The 18,318-nt window shown below is 65.0% G+C and carries 13 protein-coding genes; 5 read left to right on the top strand and 8 right to left on the bottom strand.

Annotated elements, in window-relative coordinates; translation table 11 throughout:
- Nucleotides 1–28: 28 nt before the first annotated feature.
- Nucleotides 29–679 carry a LysE/ArgO family amino acid transporter gene (locus K254_RS0117465; protein WP_026556453.1) on the bottom strand — a complete coding sequence of 217 codons (651 nt, stop codon included), beginning with the start codon at nt 677–679 and terminating at the stop codon, nt 29–31.
- Between the two features lie 69 nt (nt 680–748).
- On the opposite strand from K254_RS0117465, the gene K254_RS0117460 reads away from it, so the two are divergent.
- On the top strand, nt 749–1,639 hold the full coding sequence (locus K254_RS0117460) for a LysR family transcriptional regulator ArgP (protein ID WP_026556452.1): 891 nt from the start codon (nt 749–751) through the stop codon (nt 1,637–1,639).
- 123 nt (nt 1,640–1,762) lie between these two features.
- Here K254_RS0117460 and K254_RS0117455 read toward each other — a convergent pair whose 3' ends face one another.
- Genes K254_RS0117455 through K254_RS0117430 form a run of 6 tightly spaced genes read right to left on the bottom strand, consistent with a single transcriptional unit; the run spans nt 1,763 to nt 9,461 of the window.
- The gene (locus tag K254_RS0117455; RefSeq protein WP_051389337.1) at nt 1,763–2,455 is read right to left on the bottom strand and encodes a GntR family transcriptional regulator; all 693 of its coding nucleotides are present in this window, start codon (nt 2,453–2,455) and stop codon (nt 1,763–1,765) included.
- A complete protein-coding gene (locus K254_RS0117450) occupies nt 2,436–4,088 on the bottom strand; it encodes a dipeptide ABC transporter ATP-binding protein (protein WP_026556450.1) in 1,653 nt (550 codons plus the stop codon). Before K254_RS0117450 ends, K254_RS0117455 begins: the two co-directional genes overlap by 20 nt.
- Nucleotides 4,072–5,925: a gamma-glutamyltransferase family protein gene (locus K254_RS0117445; RefSeq protein WP_026556449.1), complete on the bottom strand. Its 1,854-nt coding sequence runs from the start codon at nt 5,923–5,925 to the stop codon at nt 4,072–4,074. Before K254_RS0117445 ends, K254_RS0117450 begins: the two co-directional genes overlap by 17 nt.
- 5 nt (nt 5,926–5,930) lie before the next feature.
- Complete coding sequence (locus K254_RS23895) at nt 5,931–6,827, bottom strand: ABC transporter permease (protein ID WP_035750295.1); 897 nt, start codon at nt 6,825–6,827, stop codon at nt 5,931–5,933.
- A complete protein-coding gene (locus tag K254_RS0117435) occupies nt 6,827–7,780 on the bottom strand; it encodes an ABC transporter permease (RefSeq protein ID WP_026556448.1) in 954 nt (317 codons plus the stop codon). Before K254_RS0117435 ends, K254_RS23895 begins: the two co-directional genes overlap by 1 nt.
- Before the next feature lie 4 nt (nt 7,781–7,784).
- Complete coding sequence (locus K254_RS0117430) at nt 7,785–9,461, bottom strand: ABC transporter substrate-binding protein (protein WP_026556447.1); 1,677 nt, start codon at nt 9,459–9,461, stop codon at nt 7,785–7,787.
- 105 nt (nt 9,462–9,566) lie between these two features.
- Here K254_RS0117430 and K254_RS0117425 point away from each other — a divergent pair, with 105 nt between their 5' ends.
- On the top strand, nt 9,567–10,283 hold the full coding sequence (locus K254_RS0117425) for a YoaK family protein (protein WP_026556446.1): 717 nt from the start codon (nt 9,567–9,569) through the stop codon (nt 10,281–10,283).
- Nucleotides 10,284–10,484: 201 nt separating this feature from the next.
- Here the strand turns inward: K254_RS0117425 and K254_RS23890 are convergent, their stop codons facing one another.
- On the bottom strand, nt 10,485–13,721 hold the full coding sequence (locus K254_RS23890) for a DEAD/DEAH box helicase (RefSeq protein WP_269209038.1): 3,237 nt from the start codon (nt 13,719–13,721) through the stop codon (nt 10,485–10,487).
- Between the two features lie 181 nt (nt 13,722–13,902).
- Between K254_RS23890 and K254_RS24970 the strand changes: the two genes are divergently transcribed.
- The 3 genes from K254_RS24970 (at nt 13,903) to K254_RS0117405 (ending at nt 18,315) form a co-directional block, all read left to right on the top strand.
- Nucleotides 13,903–14,901, top strand: coding sequence for a sigma factor-like helix-turn-helix DNA-binding protein (locus tag K254_RS24970; protein ID WP_026556445.1), 999 nt, complete (start codon nt 13,903–13,905; stop codon nt 14,899–14,901).
- Nucleotides 14,902–14,996: 95 nt separating this feature from the next.
- Nucleotides 14,997–16,433 (top strand): YqaJ viral recombinase family protein, encoded by a 1,437-nt coding sequence (locus tag K254_RS25820; RefSeq protein WP_155848613.1) that lies wholly within the window; start codon nt 14,997–14,999, stop codon nt 16,431–16,433.
- 190 nt (nt 16,434–16,623) lie between these two features.
- Entirely contained in the window at nt 16,624–18,315 is a 1,692-nt protein-coding gene (locus K254_RS0117405; protein ID WP_035750294.1) for a nuclease-related domain-containing DEAD/DEAH box helicase, read from the top strand.
- The last annotated feature ends 3 nt before the right edge of the window (nt 18,316–18,318 follow it).

Raw genomic sequence — 18,318 nt, 5'->3', positions numbered from 1 at the left:
GCGATAACTGTCACTCAGTTGGGGCGGGCTACAGGCCCAGGACCATCTTCACGCCGAGCGCGACCATGACGACGGCGATGATGCCGTCCAGCACGCGCCAGGCCGCCGGTTTGGCGAACACCGGCCGCAGGTACCGCGCACCAAAGCCCAGCGCGCTGAACCAGAGCACGCTTGCCAGCCCCGCGCCCGCACCAAACCACCAGCGCAGCTCCGGCCCCTGCTGGTTTGCCACCGATCCCAGCAGCAGCACCGTGTCCAGATACACGTGCGGATTCAGCCAGGTCAGCGCCAGCACCGTCGCCAGCACTGGGGCCAACGGTGGTCGAGCCGGGCCCGCTGGTCGAGCCTGTCGAGACCCCGGCCCCGACGCCGTGAGCGCCCCCGGATGTATGGCCCGCTTTGCGGCCAGCACCCCATAGGCCACCAGGAATGCTGCCCCCGCCAGCCGGATCACGACGACGACGGCGGGAACCGCCGTGATCACGACGCCGATGCCGGCGATTCCGGCCGCGATCAGCAGCGCATCGGAAATGGCACAGACCAGCACCACGGGCAGGACATGCTGGCCAAGGATGCCCTGGCGCAGCACGAAGGCATTCTGCGCACCGATGGCGACGATCAAGGCCAGCCCGGTGCCCAGGCCCAGGCCCGCAGCGGAGAGAAATTCAGAGGGATTCACACAGTTGACGCTACGGCGTGCACCATGATGAGTACAGCTAATGATTCTTGGGATAGCTAAGGAAAACTTATGGTCCACTTCCAGTCGGAACACCTGCGCACCTTTGCCGCCGTCGTCGAGGCCGGCACCTTCGACGCCGCCGCGGGTGCCTTGCACGTCACGGCCTCCGCGGTCTCCCAACGGATCAAGGCCATGGAACAGGCGGCGGGGCAGGTCCTGCTGCGGCGCACCACTCCGGTCCAGCCCACGGCCGCGGGAGAAACCGTGCTGCGCCTGGCCCGGCAGCTGCGCCAGCTCGAGCAGGACGCTGCCTCCGAGCTTGGACTGAACGGCCTCGGCAGCGCCGCGCCCATTCCACTGGTGGTCAACGCCGATTCGCTGGCGACGTGGTTTCTGGACGCCCTGGCCTCGCTGCCGCCGGACGCCGGCTGCACCTTCGAGATCCTGCGCGAGGACGAGGCCCACTCCACCGCGCTGCTGCGCTCCGGTGCCGTCATGGCGGCGGTGACGTCGATCCCGGAGGCGGTCCAGGGCTGCAGCGTGGCGCCGCTGGGTGCCCTGCGCTACCGGGCCGTGGCCAGCCCGGGGTTCGTGGACCGGTGGATGCCCGACGGCGTTTCTGCCGAATCATTTGCCCTGGCGCCCGTCGTCCAGTTCGACAGGTCGGACTCCCTGCAGGACCGTTTCTTCCGGGAGCGCACCGGCGGAACGATCTCCGCACCGCAGCACTTCATCCCAGATCCGGCCGAGTTTGCGCACGCGGCCCGGCTCGGCATGGGCTGGGCCCTGCTGCCCGAGCAGCACTGCCTGTCGGATCTGGCCGATGGGACGCTGGTCGAGCTGTTTCCCGGAACCCCCACCGACGTCGCCCTCTACTGGCAGCGCTGGAAGCTCCACTCCCCCGCATTGGACCAGCTCACCGACGCCGTCCGCGCCGCCGCGACGAGGGCGCTCCGGTGACTCTCGCTGGTTGAGCGAAGCCGAAACCCCGCACGACGGATCCGCCACCGACGTCGATTCCCTTTCAGGACGCAGTAGTGGTCATGTCCCAAGCGGGAAACTGCGTCCCGGACGGAGACAAGGTCACTTCCCGGAGAACCGGCGCATGTAGCCCTCGCGGGACTTGTGGACGTGCCGCCCCATGGCGCCCTCGGCGTCACCGGAGTGTCCGGCGTCGATGGCAGCCATGATGGCCCGGTGCTCGGCCCACGCCTGCTTGCCGCGTGAGCCCACATCCGAGGCGTAGAGCCATTCGATCTTGTTGGCGATCTGCCGCAGCAGCCCCGCCAGCGAGGCGCTGCCGCTGAGCTCGGCAATGCCCAGGTGGAAGCGCATGTTCAGCTCCGGCAGGCGGTGGAGCTCATCTCTCTGCACCGCCACATCGCCGTCGTCCAGGATCTTGGCGAGTTCCTTGCGGATCCGCCACCAGCGCTCGTCCGGAGCCCCGGAGGCGAACTGCGCGGCCGCCTGTTCCGCCGCCCGGCGTGCGGTGGCGGACTCCAGAGCCTCGCGAACGGCAAAGAGATCGTCCGCATCATCCACCGGGATGGCGCAGACGGTTGAGCCTGCGAAGGGCTTGGACTCGACAAACCCCTCCGCCTCCAGGGCGTGGAGCGCCTCCCGCACGGGAACCCGCGAAATGCCGTACTTCTTGGCAAGCGCCGTTTCGGTGATGCGGGTTCCCGCGGGCAGGGTGCCCAAAATGATGTCCCGGCGGATTTCGTCCTGGACGCGCTGTTTGGGGGCAAGATCGCCGTTATCTGGCGAAGGCCGCACCGGGGATGGCACCAAGTAGCTCTTTCGTGTAGTCGGCCTGCGGAGCCAGGAACACCTGGTCCACACCACCGTTTTCGATGATTCGGCCGGATTTCATGACCACCACATTGTGGGCAATCTGGCGCACGACGGCCAAATCATGGGTAATGAAAAGGTACGTCAGCCCCAGATTATCCTGCAGGTCCCCCAGCAGCGTCAGCACCGCGTCCTGGACCAGCACATCCAGCGCGGACACGGCCTCGTCACAAATGATCAGCTCCGGATCCAGCGCCAGTGCCCGGGCAATCGCCACCCGCTGGCGCTGGCCGCCCGAGAGCTCGTTGGGCCGCCGCTGGGCGATCGAGCGCGGCAATGCGACGTTGTCCAGCAGTTCCGCCACGCGGCGCTGCCGGCTCTCCTTGGTGCCCACGCCAAAGATCCGCAGCGGCTCGTCGATCAGCCGCTCGATGCTGTAGGTCGGATCCAGTGAACCGTAGGGGTTCTGGAACACCGGCTGGACCATGCGCCGCAGCGCCCGGCGTTCGGCGGAACCGCTGGCCGACAGGCTCTGGCCCTTGATCAGGGTCTCGCCGCTCGTCTGGCTTTCCAGGCCGAGGATGATCCGGGCCAGCGTGGTCTTGCCCGAGCCCGATTCCCCCACGACCGCCGTCGTCGTCCCGCGCTCCACCGCGAAGGACACTCCGTCGACGGCGCGGACAATGCCGCCGCGCTGGCCGCGGAGTTTGAACTCCTTGACCAGGTCCTTGACCACGAGAATCGGCACGGCCTTTGACGACGTGTCGGGAACGACGGCGGCCGGCGCGCCCGTGGACGTGGATGTGGACGGGGGCTCCGGGGAGAGCGACGGCGCGGCCGCCACCAGAGCCTTGGTGTACTCCTCCTGCGGATTCAGCAGGATCTCCGCGGGGGTGCCCACCTCCACAATCCGGCCGTCCGCCATGACGATGATCCTGTCGCAGCGGTCCGCAGCGAGCCCCAGGTCATGGGTGATGAACAGCAGCGAGGTGCCGCGGGCATCCACCAGTGTCTGCAGGTGGTTGAGGATCTGCCGCTGCACCGTGACATCCAGCGCGGAGGTGGGCTCGTCGGCGATGAGCAGCTCCGGCTCCCCGGCGAGCGCAATGGCGATGAGCATCCGCTGGCGCATGCCGCCGGAGAACTCGTGCGGGAACTGCCCGTAGCGGCGCTCGGCGTCGGGGATGCCGGCCTCCGCCATCAGCTCCACCGCCCGCGCCTTGATCTCGGCGCGGTTGCGCATTCCGGCGCCCCACAGCGTGTCGGCAATCTGTGCCCCGACCTTCATGGACGGGTTCAGATTAGACATGGGGTCCTGGGGCACCAGGCCGATCCGGCGGCCGCGGACCGTGCGCAGCTGCCGTTCGGTGGCGTCGGCCAGGTCCAGGCCATCCAGCAGAATCTCGCCGCGGGAAATCTGGCCCAGGCCCGGCAGCAGCCGCAGAATGGCCGCCACGGTGGTGGACTTCCCGGAGCCGGACTGGCCCACGATGGCCACCCGCTCGCCCTTTTGCACGTCGAAGCTGACCTGGTGGAGCACCGGCACCGCACCGAAGGAGACCTCCAGGTTCCTGACCTGAAGAATCGGCAGCGGGGTTTCCTTAACGTCCTGCAGCATAGCCCTGAGCTCCCCTCGGGTTGGCGGAGGCCTTCAACAGGCCGGTGGAGGGTTCGCGGACCACCGAGGAGAGCCGGCCCAGCGCCCAGTCGCCGGCGCGCGTGACCACATGGCCGCGGCGTTCCAGCTCGGTGATGACATCCTCACCCAGCCGGTCCTCCACCACGGCGCCGCCCGGGGTCCAGGTGCGCGGCCAGAAGGAGCCGGGGACCGAGGTGGTGTGCAGGGCCGGAGCGTCGACAGCCTGCTGCGGCGTGTAGCCGCCCACGATGGTGCGCAGCAGGTAGAGCAGCTGCCACTGGTCCTGCTGGTCCCCGCCCGGGGAGCCCAGTGCGACGACGGCGTGGCCGTCCTTGAGCACCAGCGTGGGGGTGAGCGTGGTGCGCGGGCGCTTGCCCGGCTCCAGCGTGGAGGGCGCACCCTCCTCCAGCCAGGTCATCTGCAGGCGAGAACCGAGGCAGAAGCCCAGGGCCGGAATGGTGGGTGAGGACTGCAGCCAGCCGCCGGAGGGCGTAGCCGAGATCATATTGCCCCAACGGTCCACCACGTCCACGTGGCAGGTGTCCCCGCGCGTCTCCCCCGTCGCCATGACGGTGGGTTCGCCGACGCCGGCAAAGGCCATCCCGCCCTCGGCGAGCGCCGGCGGCAGGTATTCGGTCCGCAACGGCGGCATGAAGGGTGCCTCTGCGCCCACGGTGCCGGGGCGGAACTCGTGGGAGGCGGTCTCGGTGATGAGTGCGCGGCGCTGTGCGGCATACTCCGGGCTGAGCAGGTGGTCCAGATCCACGTCCGCATCGCCGTAGTAGGACTCGCGGTCCGCGATGGCGAGCTTCTGGGCCTCCAGGATGGTGTGCGCCCCAAGGGCTGTGGAGGGATCCAGATGCTCGTCATCGAAGCCGTCCAGGATGGCCAGCGTCTGCAGCAGCGCCGGGCCCTGGCCCCAGGGGCCAGTCTTGGCGATGGTGTAGCCGCGGAAATCCAGCACCGCGGCGGGCTCGTACGACGCCGAGAACGCGGCAAAGTCCGCCTCCGTCATGACGCCGGCGTGGTCGGTGCCGGAGGAGTGCCGGTGCGGTTCGGCCAGGAAGGCCACGGCCTCGCGGGCGACGAATCCGGTGCTCCATTCGGCGCGTGCGGCGTCGATCCGCTCCGCGCGGGTCCGCGCGGCAACCGCCGTCGGGCCGCCAAGCGCGCCACCGCCGCCGGAGGCGCCACCGGCGGCAACCAGCCGTTCCAGCACCGTGGCGTAGGCCGGGTTCCTGATCAGCTCGCCCTCGGCGGGGATCCGGCCGCCGGGCATCCACTGCTGCGCCGACGTTGGCCAGTGCTCGGCGAACAGCTCGGCCACCGAGGCGATGGTGGTTCCCACCCGGGCCAGCATGGGGTGTCCATCGCGGGCGTAGCCGATGGCGAACTCCAGAATGGGCCCCAGCTCCCAGGTGCCGTGGTCGCGCAGCAGCAGCAGCCACGCATCCACGGCCCCGGGCACTGCAGCGGCCAGGGCACCGGCGCCGGGCACCAACTCGAGGCCCTCGGCCAGGTAGTGCTCGCGGGTGGCCGCGGCGGGTGCGGGGCCCTGGCCCATCAGCACCACCGGCGTCCCGGGGGCGTCCGCCGTCGTGAAGACAGCGGTCATGTCGCCGCCGGGACCGTTGAGGTGCGGCTCCACCACATGCAGCACAAAGGCGGAGGCGGTGGCGGCGTCGAACGCGTTGCCGCCGCGCTCCAGAACGGCCTGGGCGGTGGCAGTGGCAATCCAGTGGGTGGAGGCGCTCATGCCGAAGGTGCCCTCGAGGGTGGGGCGCGTTGTAAAGGAATCGGGAACTGTAAAGGTCATCGGTGCTACTTTCGGCTCGAGGAGGTCGGGTCAAGGGCATCGCGCAGGGCGTCGCCAAAGAGGTTGAAGCCCAGGCAGATGACGGCGATGCCCAGGCCGGGGAAGATCGCCGCGGTGGGCGAGCGGAAGATGTACTGCTGGGCGTCGGAGAGCATGATGCCCAGGCTGGGGGTGGGCGGCTGGATGCCCAGGCCCAGGAAGGACAGCAGCGCCTCGCCGATCACCGCCACCGGCATGATGACGGTGGCCTGCACGATGATCGCGGAGGCCGCGTTGGGCAGCACGTGGCTGAAGATGATGCGCAGGCCGGATGCGTCCATGGTCTTGGCCGCCAGCACAAAGTCGCTCTCCTTCAGCCGCAGCGTCTCCCCGCGCACCACACGGATCATCGTGGGGATGTGGGCGATGCCCAGGGCGATGGCGGCGTTGGTCAGGCTGGGTCCGCTGATGGCGGCCAGGCCGACGGCGATGATCAGGAAGGGGAACGCCAGCGTGACGTCAGTGAGCCGGGAGATGATCGCATCGAGCCACTTCCAGTAGCCGGCCAGCAGGCCCAGCGGCGTGCCGACCAGCACCGACACCGCCACGCAGAGGGCGCCGACCTTCAGCGAGGCCTGGATGCCGTAGACCATCCGGGAGAAGATGTCCCGACCCAGATCATCTGTGCCCAGCAGGAAGCCCACCGTGCCCGGCTTCTGGTACGGCGTCGAGAAGTGCACCTCGGCCGGACCATAGGGGGCAATGAGTGGTGCGAAGACGGCCACCAGGACCACCAGCGCCAGCATGACGGCGCCGGCCATGCCCAGCGGGTTGCGGCGCAGCAGCTGCCACACCCGGCCGCGGCCGGAACCCAGCCCCTCGGCGTCGGACTTTCTTGTTCGTTGAGCCGTGATGACGGACATCAGTTGCTTCCTCCCACTCGGATCCGCGGATTGGCCACCGAGTACAGAACGTCCACGGCCAGGTTGATCAGGATGTAGCTCACCGTAATCACCAGCACCACGGCCTGGATGACGGGGTAGTCACGGGTGAAGACGGCGTCCAGGGTCAGTTTGCCAAACCCCGGCAGGGCGAAGATGCGTTCGGTGACCACGGCGCCGGAAATCAGGCCGCCCAGCTGCAGGCCCACGATGGTGATCACCACAATCAGCGAGTTCCGCAGGCCGTACTTCACCAGAACCCGTCCACGCCCCAGCCCCTTGGCCCGGGCCGTGCGCACATAGTCCGTGTTCATGGTCTCGATCATGGAGGCCCGGGTCTGGCGCATGATCACCGCGGCCAGTGCCGTGCCCAGGATCATCGCCGGCAGGGTCAGGTAGTAGATGCCGCGGACCGGGTCGGTGAGGACGTCGACATAGCCCGACGCCGGGAACCAGCCCAGCGTGACGGCCAGGTACAGGATGGCCAGGATGCCCAGCCAGAAGTTGGGGACGGAGAGGCCGACCAGCGCGAAGCCGTTGGTGATCCACTCGGGCCAGCGGCCGCGGAAGCGCTCGGCGATGACACCGAAGGCCACACCGACCACGATGGCCACCACAATCGCGTAGACCGACAGCCACATCGTCACCGGCAGCGTGGTGCCGATCAGATCCACCACGGGGGTGCCGGTGCGGGTGGAGTTGCCGAAATCGCCGCGCAGGATGTTGCCCACAAAGGTCAGGTACTGGTTCACCAGCGGCTGGTCCAGGCCCAGCTGGGTGCGGACGGCGGCCAGCACCTCGGGGCTGGCGTCCTCCCCCGCCATGGCCAGGGCCGGATCGCCCGGCAGCTGCCGGACGCCGATGAACACCACCAGGGAGGCCAGGACCAGGGTCAGGGCGGATTGCCACAATTTGGTGCCAATGTATCGAATCATCGTGCTACTTCCCCGCTTCCACGAACGCCGCATTGCTCAGGTGGACCACGCCGTCGGCGAAGGTCTGGATCCCTGCCACAGCGGTGCTGTAGGCGGTGAGGCTGCGGACCCGGTAGAGGTAGATGACGGGATTGTCCGCCTGGACCTGCTCCACCACCTGCCCGTAGAGTGCCGCGCGCTCGGCGGGATCGATGGTCTGGGCCGCGGACTTGAGCAGCTTGTCCATCGCCGGAGTGCTGTAGCCGGAATCATTGTTGCCCGCACCGGTGGAGAGGAACCGGGTCAGGTTCCCGTCCGGATCGATGCGCCCGGACCAGCCCAGCTGGATCATCTCGAAGTCGCCGCGGGTCTGGACGTCCAGCAGGGTGGCGTACTCCACCGGGTTCACCGTCAGGGCAAAACCGCCGTCGGCAATGGCCGCCTGCAGGGCCTGCGCATAGCGCAGCGCATCGGGGGAATTGCTCACCTTCATCTGGATCGGGTACGGCACCGGCACGCCGGCGTCGGCCAGCAGCTTCTTCGCGGCCGCGGGATCGTACTCGGGGCAGGCGTTGCTGAGCTCGGAGGCAAAGTGGCTCGACGGCGGGATGGGCGAGCAGGCCGGCTGGTACCAGTTGTTGAAGACTGTGTTCACCAGCGCCTTGCGGTCCACCGCCATGGAGAGCGCCTTGCGCACGGCCGCCTGCTGGGCCAGCGGGGTGTCGATCGTGCCGACCGGCTTGCCGGTTCCATTCACATTGCCCACGTTGACGGTCAGGCCCTGGTATCCCAGCGAACCCACCTGCAGCACGCCCACGCCCTTCTCCTGCATCAGCGGGTCAACGTCCTGCGGGGAGATCGAGTCCGCCACGTCCACATCACCCGAGCGCAGATTGGCCGCGCGGATGTTGGAATCCGTCATGATCCGGTAGGTGATGGTGTCCAGGTGGACGTTTCCGGCGTCGTAGTACAACGGATCGCGCTCCACCTTGATGGAGGTCTGCGGCACCCGGTTGACGAACTTGAAGGGGCCCACGCACACCGGGTGGTCGCCAAAGGCCTTGCTGGTGTCGGCCAAGGCGGTGGGTGAAAGCATCATCCCGGCCCTGTCGGCCAGGGCGGCGGTCAGCGGCGCGAACGGCGTCTTGTAGGTGATCTTCACATGCGAGCCATCCACCGTTTCCACGGCGCTGATCGGGCCCAGCTCGCCCTTGCGGACCGAGCCCTTCATGGTCAGCGCCCGGTCCAGGGTGGTGCGGACGGCCTCGGCGTTGAACGGGGTGCCGTCGGCGAAGGTGGCGTCGGTGCGCACGGGGATGACCACCGTGAGCCCGTCCGCGGACACCTCGGGGAGGGCGGTGGCCAGCTGCGGCACAATCGCGCCGTCGGCGTCGATGTCGTACAGCTTCTGGCACATGGTCTGCATTACGTAGCGCGTATAGAGCGACGACGACGTGGTCGGGTCCAGGCGGTCCGGCTCGGCGGAGAGCGCCATCACCAGGTCCCCGCCCTCGATGATGGTCCGGCCCTCGAGCGGGACCGAGGTGATGTCCGCCCGGTCAGGGGCCTCCTGCAGGGGTTGGATCGGCTGGCAGGCGCTGGTGCCCAGCGCCACGAGGACGACGGCGGCCAGGCTGGCCAGCCGCCCCAGGCCCCGGCGCCGGCCCCCGGCATGCGGCAAAAGGTGTGGTGGGTGCTGCATTCAATTCCTCAGGGAGTCATGATTCACTTGGATTGCATACAATCGTTCTAAAGAACCTAAGCTTCGTATACATTAAAAACAAGCCTTCGACATGAGGAATCCTGAATGAGAAGCCGACTGCCGCTCGCCACCGACCGACTGCACCTGATCCTGATGCTCGCCCTGACCTTCTCCACCGGAGTGGTGGATGCCGTGGGCTATCTGGGTCTTGACCGGGTCTTCACCGGCAACATGACAGGGAACGTGGTGATGCTGGGCATGGCCTTCGCCGGCGGCACCACCCTGCCTATCCTGCGGCCCGCCCTGGCCCTGGTGGCGTTCATGGTGGGCGCCGCCTGCGCCGGCCGCGTGCTGCGCGCGGCCCCGTCGGGATGGTCCCCACGCACCTCGGCGGTCTTCGGCGCCGTGGCCGCGGGCATGGCGGCACTGTCCATCTTCGTGGCAGTGGCGCCCGTGCAGCACAGCGAGCTTGAGGGCAGCATCACCACCTCGGTGATGGCGCTGCTCATGGGCATCCAGGCTGCGACGGCCCGCCGCCTCAAGGTCGCCGACGTGACGACGGTGGTGGTCACCTCCACCATCACCGGCCTGGCCGCAGATTCCCGCCTGGCCGGCGGTTCAGGTGCCCTGTGGGCACGCCGCGCACTGGCGATCGCGCTGATCCTGCTGGGCGCCCTGGCCGGATCCGCCGCCCTGCACGTGCATCTCTGGCTCGGGCCGGCATTGTCTGCGGTGATTACTGGTGCAGTGGCGTGGGTTGGGCACCGGCGGAGCGTTTCGGAGTCACGGGTTTCCGGGGAGCTAGTCGGCGCTTCGGCGTAGTCCAGCTCGCTGGTCGAGCCGGTCGAGACCCCGCGGCGCAGCCGAGCGACAACCCCATACTCCCCTGGAGCTTTGCCAGCGCCCTTGGTCTTGCCGATTTTGCTGTCGCGCCAGGCTCCGAGCAGGCGCCGGACGTCTAGCTCCATCTTTCATGGGGCGCGGCTTGCATGGCTGCCCGACACCGTCTGTGGAGGAGCGATGCTACTGAGCTACGGCCCGGGCAACAGCCAGGACATCCGCCGGCATCGGCCGCTGTAGTTTCCAAGTAATCGCGATCGGCTTGGACCCGGAGTGCTGAACGTAGTCGACCTGGCCGAGGCATGTATACGGCATGGTCATGCCTGCGTCGTCGTTCTCCGTTGCACGCGTGAAGAGGACGATTTGCGAGTTGTTGGCCTTGTGGTCCAGGTAGCGGCGACCGACCGGGCTGTCCGGCGTGGTTGAGTTCTGGGACTCCCAGTGGAAAAGCTCGTCACTGATCGCATAGTCCTTGTACATGATGGACGCCGCACGGTCTTTGGCGTCCTTCTCCAGAGTGACGAAAAGGGCGTCTGTTGCCGTCGCGTCGCACCAAGCCACTCCCTCCCTGTGTCGGGACCGGCGGCCGTCAATGGCGAGGTAGCCGAGGGCTGCCAGGATCTCCTCGCGGCGGTATGTAGCGTGGGAGTAGAGCGGTACGTGCTGGAGTCCACGGCCAAGGCCCTTGGGTGCGTACCGAGAGCGCTCGAGGGTGAACGCAACCAACTGCTGGATCTCGGAGCAGACCAGAGGGTGCCGCCGCAGGAATTTCAGGGCTTCGTCGTAGCTGCTGAATCCGGTGGCCTCGGGCCACACCGCGAAAACAAGCATGGCGCCAAAGGTCTGCTCACGCGGCCCAAGGTCCGCGTACTGCGGGCAGCCCGATGACGTGAGCATTGTGTAGGCATCGGCGCGTTCGGGGTCATCGACGCAGAGGAATTGGGTCATGCGTTTGAGGAGGAGAGTCTCTTCAAACGGTGAACCCGCCTCAGTGCCCTGGGTCTCGACAAGCTCGACCACCGGACCTGCGAGCCCGGCTTCTCGGATCAAGGATGTCCAGGAGTCACCGGTCTTGCGGTAAATGTCCTGCAGGGTATTGCCAGATTCGCGCAGGAAGTCGGCCAGATGGACCTGCCCATGGGAGCGGACGTCCTCGATCAACTGCTTCCTGTTGAACCTCAGCTGCGCCTTGATGTTGGCCAACACGATCTGCTGCGCTACACGATCCAGGACAATTTGGGATCCAGACGGCAGGAATGGGAACTCGTCGTCCACGGCCTTTTCCAAAGCCTTGCGACCCAACCCGGTGAGGGCTCTGTACTTGGCGTCGAAGCGGAATTCGCGCCGCTGCTGGCCGATGTAGTCCAGCACAGTCAGGACCGATTTCCCCTCCGCGCGGCGCAGGCCGCGGCCAAGCTGCTGCAGGAAGATGGTTGCGCTCTGAGTCGGGCGCAGCAGCAGAATGGTGTCCACCAAAGGCAGGTCCAGACCTTCGTTGAACAGGTCCACCGCGAAGACGCAGCTGAGCTCGCCCGATCGGAGCTTGACCAGCGCCTCCGCCCGCTCCACAGTGGGCGTTTCCCCAGACAGGGCAACGGACGCGATGCCTGCGGCATTGAAGACGTCTGCCATGTAGCACGCATGTGCTACAGAAACGCAGAAGCCGAGCGCACGCATCTCCGCCGTGCTGACTACCTTGTCCCGCAGTTCCTTGATCACCTTGGCTGCCCGGGCATCGTTGCCCGTATACAACTTGCTCAGGGCCGCGGAATCGTAGTTCCCTCGCCTCCACTCCACCTGGCTCAGGTCGACATCGTCGGCCACGCCAAAGTAGTGGAACGGCACCAGCAGGTCGGCGTCCAGGGCGTCCCAGAGACGGAGCTCGCTTGCGGTTCTGCCCTCAAAGAACGCATCAGCAACGTTGATGCCGTCGCCGCGTTCCGGTGTCGCGGTCAGCCCCAACAACTCCAGGGGGCGAAGATGGTCCAGTATCTTCCGATATGTCGATGCCTGGGCGTGGTGGAACTCGTCGATGACGACGACGTCGAACTGCTCCGGTTCGATCTTGTCGACGCCGAGCGCCGCAAGCGACTGGACGCTGGCAAACACCTGCTTCCACTCTGACGGCTTGTGCTCACCGACGTAGAGCTCGCCAAATGAACCCTGCTTCATCACTGTCCGGTAGGTGCTGAGCGACTGACTCAGGATTTCCTGCCGGTGGGCCACAAACAGCAAGGACAGCTTCTGTCCAGTCGCGTCGCAGAGGCGCTTGTAGTCCAGCGCCGCAATCACCGTCTTGCCCGTGCCGGTGGCAGCCACGACCAAGTTGCGGTGGTGGCTATGGACCTCGCGGGCCGATTCCAGGTCTTCCAGCATTTCCCGCTGGTGAAGGTGCGGTTCGATCTCAAGCCCGGTATCTCCGTCGTCGTTCTGGACGATGACACGGCCGCCGTTGCGCCGCAGCGCGGCATCCAACTTGGCGCCGTCGCGCTCGGGATCATAGGACTGGAAGGCACGCTGCTCCCAGTAGCTGTCGAAGGTCACTTCGAACTTCTGCAGCAGGCTCGGTGTCCCGACGCTGGAAAGCCGGACGTTCCATTCGAGGCCATCCAACATAGCGGCGCTGCTGAGGTTTGAACTACCCACATAGGCAGTGTCGAAACCCGTGTTGCGCCGGAAGAGCCAGGCCTTGGCGTGCAGACGCGTGGACTGCGTCTCGTAGTTGATCTTCACCTCGGCGCCGTACTTCGTTACCAGCAGGTCCACCGCCCGGCGCTCGGTGGCGCCCATGTAGGTGGACGTGATGACGCGGAACTTGATGCCCCGGTCCTTCAGATCCCGCAGCGCCGGCTCAATCACGCGGAGCCCCGTCCACCGGATGAAGGCACAGAGCAGGTCAACGCGGTTGGCGCTGGCCATCTCGTTGCGGATTTCGCCGGCCAACGACGGATCATCCTTGGCATTCGTCAGAAGGGCGGCATCGCTGAGCTTGGTGGCTGGTCTGCGGAGATTCCGACGGCGGAGCGTTGCCGGGGCGGCGAGCGAGATGAGCTGCTCCGGCCCGGGGCTGATGACGTCGACTGCCTGTTCCCCGATGTTGTCCTGCTCGCCGAGGGCCGCGATCAGCCGGTTCGCCAGTGCCACGCGATCCTCGGGCCTGGCGTTGTCGATGCGCTTCCTGATGATGTCACCCAGGTGCCTGGACAGGACCTCCGCGGCAGCGTCCCTGTGGACCGTTTCAAACGCCGGTTCCAGATCCGCGACGGCCGCGAGTCTGCCTGTGAGCTCCGTGGTGAGGAGTGATTCGTAGAGGCCCTCCGGGAGGCCTTCAGAATTCTGATAAGTGTTCTGTTCCGGTGCCTCGTGGGAGGCGCTGTCTTCCACGGAATCCTTGGTGGTTTCCCCAATAATTGTGCTCACCAGGCCAGGGTAATGGAGAGCTGGGACAACCGTCACAGTGACGATTCTTCAACCGTGCCGACAGCACCATGTCGGGGCCGTATCCCTCCTCCGCCGGCAGTGGTGCCCGAATCAACTTTGTGACGTGCCAAATACCCCTGTCCTGCACAGGATGTCGGCGCCTCTTGATAGGAATAGCTACATGACGACGGTTGAACTAACAAAAGATGAACGAAACGCCGTGATGGTTGAGCGCTATTCGGATGGCGAGACCTTGGACGCAATCGGACAGAGTTTTGGAGTCACGCGCGAACGAGTTAGGCAGATCATTTCGAAGTTAGGCGGCACCAACGCCGAAGAATCACGGCGCAAGCGACTCGAAGCGCGTACTGTCGAAACGCAGACCGCACGCCAGCTGTTTATGGACAGGTTCGGCAATCTCGCCTTGCAACTAGCCAACCGCGGCATCACGCGTTCAGACGCAATCGTGAAGCTAAAGACAGTGTTTCCTACAATCGATGTAGATCTGGCGGACGACGCACTTCGCGACTCGAAGATCGTCTTCGACAAGGCGCCGTCCGAAGAAATCTTTTCAGCTGAGGCCATCGCTGCTGGCATTTGGTACCTCTTGGGGTCTGACCTGGGTCTGGCGCCAGATTTCGAGTACGCAGTCGTCTGCTTGGACTTGGCCCTCATGGACGAATTGAAAGCCGCACTTTCGACTGCCAGCGTAGGTTCAGAGGATATTGCAACGATTTTGGGGGTCATCGGCGCCGCCCAGAAATACGCGTTGACGGAACCAAAATGCAGCATCACACATCAACGCTATGACCAGCTTCGCAATGAACTCGTCGGCGCCTTGGGATTGGTGTCACGACAGGGTTCAATGCCCTGGCCACCTACACACCAGACCGTCATTAAGCGACTGAATGGGTGGAACAACGCTTTGCAGAATATGGGCATTGGCACATCACCGCTGGGTCGAGGCAAGGGCTTGGTCAAGTTCACACAGACGGAATACACGGACGCTGTTCAGGACTATTGCATGGCTATGGAATATGCAGATACTCGCGCGACAGCCGAAGGCTATGACACCTGGGTCAAGAGCGAGGCGTCCTCCGGCCGGAGCCGACCAACCCTCGCTTCAGTGAGAAATGTCTACAGCACATGGAACCAAGCGGTTCGAGAGTGTCAGGGATAGAGACTGTGTCATTACTGCAATCCACCTAGGCCGGACTTACATTCAGTGGATCGTGGAGGAATTTGTTCCAACTAGTCGTGGAGTCGGAGGCGTTCATGGAGATATTCATCGTTGCTGTAGCGATGGCCGTCTGCGGACTCATCTTTTCAGCGTTGAAAAGCATTCGTCGGGGCAACCCAGGAAAACCGACTAAGAATCAGAAGCATCCCCCTCAGCAAGCAAGTCATGGAGGGATTCAATCTAGCCCTGGGATGTCGACTGGGCCAGAAGTCGTTGCCATGGCCACTTCCGTCCAGATTACTGATTGGGAAGAAGCGGCTTCATCTGAGCCGACCGTTTCAACATCCGCCACCAGCGCGTCGTCCACCTACGGCAATGGTCTCCAAGGTGACAGGTCAAGCTTCGCGGGTACAAGATTCTTTGTTGGCACCAATGGGAGCCTCGTATCCTCTGATGAACGAGAAGTATGGCTGAGCGCTAGGCGCGAGGGAGTCTCAGGCACCGATTTGAAGCGGATTGTCCTCTTGAACGGCGCACCTAGCACTCAGCGGTCAAAGCTTCTCCAGGAGAAGTTGTCCGGCTACGAGGGTCCCCGGTTGGCTCAGTTTGAGCACGGAATCACACGCGAGCCGATAATCGCCGCATGGGTCGCAGCAAAGTTCGGAATCGATCCAAACCGCCTCCTTTGCATCGGGCTAAACCCCCGGCATTTGGCAACCCCCGACGGCATTGGCACTGGGGTCGTCTGTGAAATCAAGACTTCGATCAAACCGCTCGCAAGTGCCGCAAAAACGTACCGAGATCAGATTCAATGGCAGCTTCACGTCACTGGAGCGTCGAAATCGCTATTCGTCGTTGAGAACCGAAGCTCCCTCGAACGAGAATATGCCTGGATTGCACGTGATGAAGCACGCATTGCCGTTCTAGAAGCTCATGCCAACCATTTCTTGGAAGAGCTTGACGCTGCAAAGGCTGGACAGCCCTTCGAGGCTCCGGCTCCTGTCATCCACTCAACGCAGCCGATGGCCGCCGTCAAAGAGGAGCACGCAGTGCCATGGTCACCTGACGTGGCCGAGGCGCTTGACACATCTGGGAGCCTGGCGGAGGACCATGTCTCTGATAAGAATTTGCCCCAGCAATTTGGAAGACAGCAACAGCTCCGACACGCAGAGCAACGGGCTCAGACTTGGGCGACAGAAGCTTCAATGAAGTTGCTCTTCGACTACCATGAAGGGGCCTCGCTAATGGAAATTCTTCGCGACCGATCCTGGGCAACCGAAGAGGAGATCTTGCAGGAACTGTCCCACCAACTGCTCAACGTCCAATCTCCGCTGAACAGAAAACCGTCCCAACGGAGGAAACGCACCTGGACGTATAACGAATGGGCAGATATCGAGAGCCGGTATTACACCGGGGTATGGTTGCCTTCATTGGCCAAAGAACTTGATTGCGAGCAGATCGACATTGCATTCGCACTATTTGCAATGAGACTCCCTGAGGTGCCTGTCGAGTTTTTGGATGACTGGCGGTAGCCGCTATCGATCGGACCAATGCAAAGCTTTTTCCTCTACCCACTGAAGTCATAGAGGTTGCACCAGGAAGATTCGCCTTCGGCCATCGGGTGACTCCAACGGGATCTCCGCGCTGCACCACTCCTGTGAGGTAGCTTTGCCCTAACTGTGGATCACTTGCGCCTTGGGGGCGCGGCAAGGACCGATGAATATGGTGCGATGCATTCCTGCGGAACCGGAATTTGGCGAGGGCCAGCTTGCCGAGAAGGCGGTGTGGGAAAGCCTCCGCAACAGCCTGCCGGAGGACGCCGTCGTCGCCCATTCTGTGTTGGTCCGGCATGGCCGCGCAGAGCACGAGATTGATCTGCTCGTCCTGTGGCCCGGCGTCGGCATGGCCGCCATCGAGGTCAAAGGCGGCCGCATCGCCATCAAGGACGGGCAGTGGCAGCAATCCGACAGGGGTGGCTGGCGAAAGATCCAGAGTCCGGTGGCCCAGTCGCAGAACTCCATGCACGCGTTCAAAGACTGGCTCAGCGGCCAAGCCAGCACCCCTCTGAGCAGCCGCTTCGCCTACATGGTGGCTTTGCCGTACACACCGGTTCCGGCAGACTGGGCGATGGCCGGCTGCCCGCGCAGCCTCATCCTTGACCAGATGGACGTGACCACCCCCGCGGAAAGGATCCGTGCCGCGATTGAGCAGGAGGGCGGCGGCGCCTCGCCGCTGGCACCGGCCTATTTGGAGCGCATCATCCAGCACCTGTCCGGAAACCTTGGTTCGCCGACGACGGCGGCCGGCGGCCTTGGTCCCTCAACCGGCGCGATCACCGAGGATCTCCAGGACCACTTGACCCAGCGCCAACAGATACTCCTCGCAGCCACACGTTCTCTCCCCCGTATCAAGTTCACCGGTGGCGCAGGCAGCGGCAAGACGTGGCTGGCCGTGGAGAAGGCCGCGACGCTGAGCAAGGCTGGCAAGCGCGTGGGGCTGTTTTGCTACAACAAGGGTCTGGGCCAGTACCTGCAGAACCGGGTCAATACCTGGCGGCATGCCAAACCCGCTTTCACGGGCGAGTTCCACGCCTTTGTCACCAAACTCGGCGTGCCCAACGGCACCGGCCCGGACTATTTTGAGAATGAAATGCCGCGGCTGCTGGCCGAGCTGGCTGCTGGGCTTCCCGACAGCGAAAAGTTCGATGCCGTCGTGATCGACGAGGCGCAGGACTTCGCGCCCTCCTGGTGGGATGCGCTGCTCGCCTGCATGAAGGACCCGGAACACGGCGAGGTGTACGCCTTCATGGACGATCGGCAGGACGTGTACAAGCGCTGGGGCGGCCCGGGCGAAACGCCCAACCAGCTGGCAGATCTGGTGCCCATCCACATTGACGAGAACCTGCGCAATACGCGGAAGATTGCGGAGTCCTTCAAACCGTTTGCCAGCGAGTTCTTCACCCCGCGCGGCGGGACGGGATTGCCCGTGCGCCTCGTGGGCTGTGCCACGGACGAGGCGCTGGATGTAGCGGCGGACTGCGTGGACGCACTCATCGAGGAGGGCTGGGCCAACAACCAGATGGCGCTGCTGACCACCAAGAACCGCCACCCCATCCACCAGGAGCACTTCGACAACGGCACCGTAGAGGAGTATTGGCGCGAGTTCCACGCGAACGAGGCGGAGTTCTACGGCCACGTCCTCGGATTCAAGGGGCTGGAGCGCTCAGTCGTTATTCTCTGCGTGAACGGGTTCAAGGACCTGGAACGGGCGGCGGAGCAGCTCTACGTGGGCCTCTCGCGGGCCCGCAGTCTGCTGGTGGTGGTTGGCTCGACGGACCTGCTCAGGGAGGCCGGCGGCAACCAATTCGAGCTGGCCCTCAACCGGGCGGAGCGGTGGGCACCGCAGGTCAGCTGAGGG

It is taken from the genome of Arthrobacter sp. 35W (assembly GCF_000482545.1).
GTDB lineage: Bacteria > Actinomycetota > Actinomycetes > Actinomycetales > Micrococcaceae > Specibacter.
The sequence above is the reverse complement of the archived record's forward strand: the minus strand, read 5'-3'. Positions and strand labels throughout refer to the sequence as shown.

Coding starts and splice junctions, on each gene's coding strand:
- K254_RS0117460 (WP_026556452.1), top strand. CDS start 749: ATGGTCCACTTCCAGTCGGAACACCTGCGCACCTTTGCCGCCGTCGTC.
- K254_RS0117450 (WP_026556450.1), bottom strand. CDS start 4,088: ATGCTGCAGGACGTTAAGGAAACCCCGCTGCCGATTCTTCAGGTCAGG.
- K254_RS0117445 (WP_026556449.1), bottom strand. CDS start 5,925: ATGACCTTTACAGTTCCCGATTCCTTTACAACGCGCCCCACCCTCGAG.
- K254_RS23895 (WP_035750295.1), bottom strand. CDS start 6,827: ATGTCCGTCATCACGGCTCAACGAACAAGAAAGTCCGACGCCGAGGGG.
- K254_RS0117435 (WP_026556448.1), bottom strand. CDS start 7,780: ATGATTCGATACATTGGCACCAAATTGTGGCAATCCGCCCTGACCCTG.
- K254_RS0117430 (WP_026556447.1), bottom strand. CDS start 9,461: ATGCAGCACCCACCACACCTTTTGCCGCATGCCGGGGGCCGGCGCCGG.
- K254_RS0117425 (WP_026556446.1), top strand. CDS start 9,567: ATGAGAAGCCGACTGCCGCTCGCCACCGACCGACTGCACCTGATCCTG.
- K254_RS24970 (WP_026556445.1), top strand. CDS start 13,903: ATGACGACGGTTGAACTAACAAAAGATGAACGAAACGCCGTGATGGTT.
- K254_RS25820 (WP_155848613.1), top strand. CDS start 14,997: ATGGAGATATTCATCGTTGCTGTAGCGATGGCCGTCTGCGGACTCATC.
- K254_RS0117405 (WP_035750294.1), top strand. CDS start 16,624: ATGGTGCGATGCATTCCTGCGGAACCGGAATTTGGCGAGGGCCAGCTT.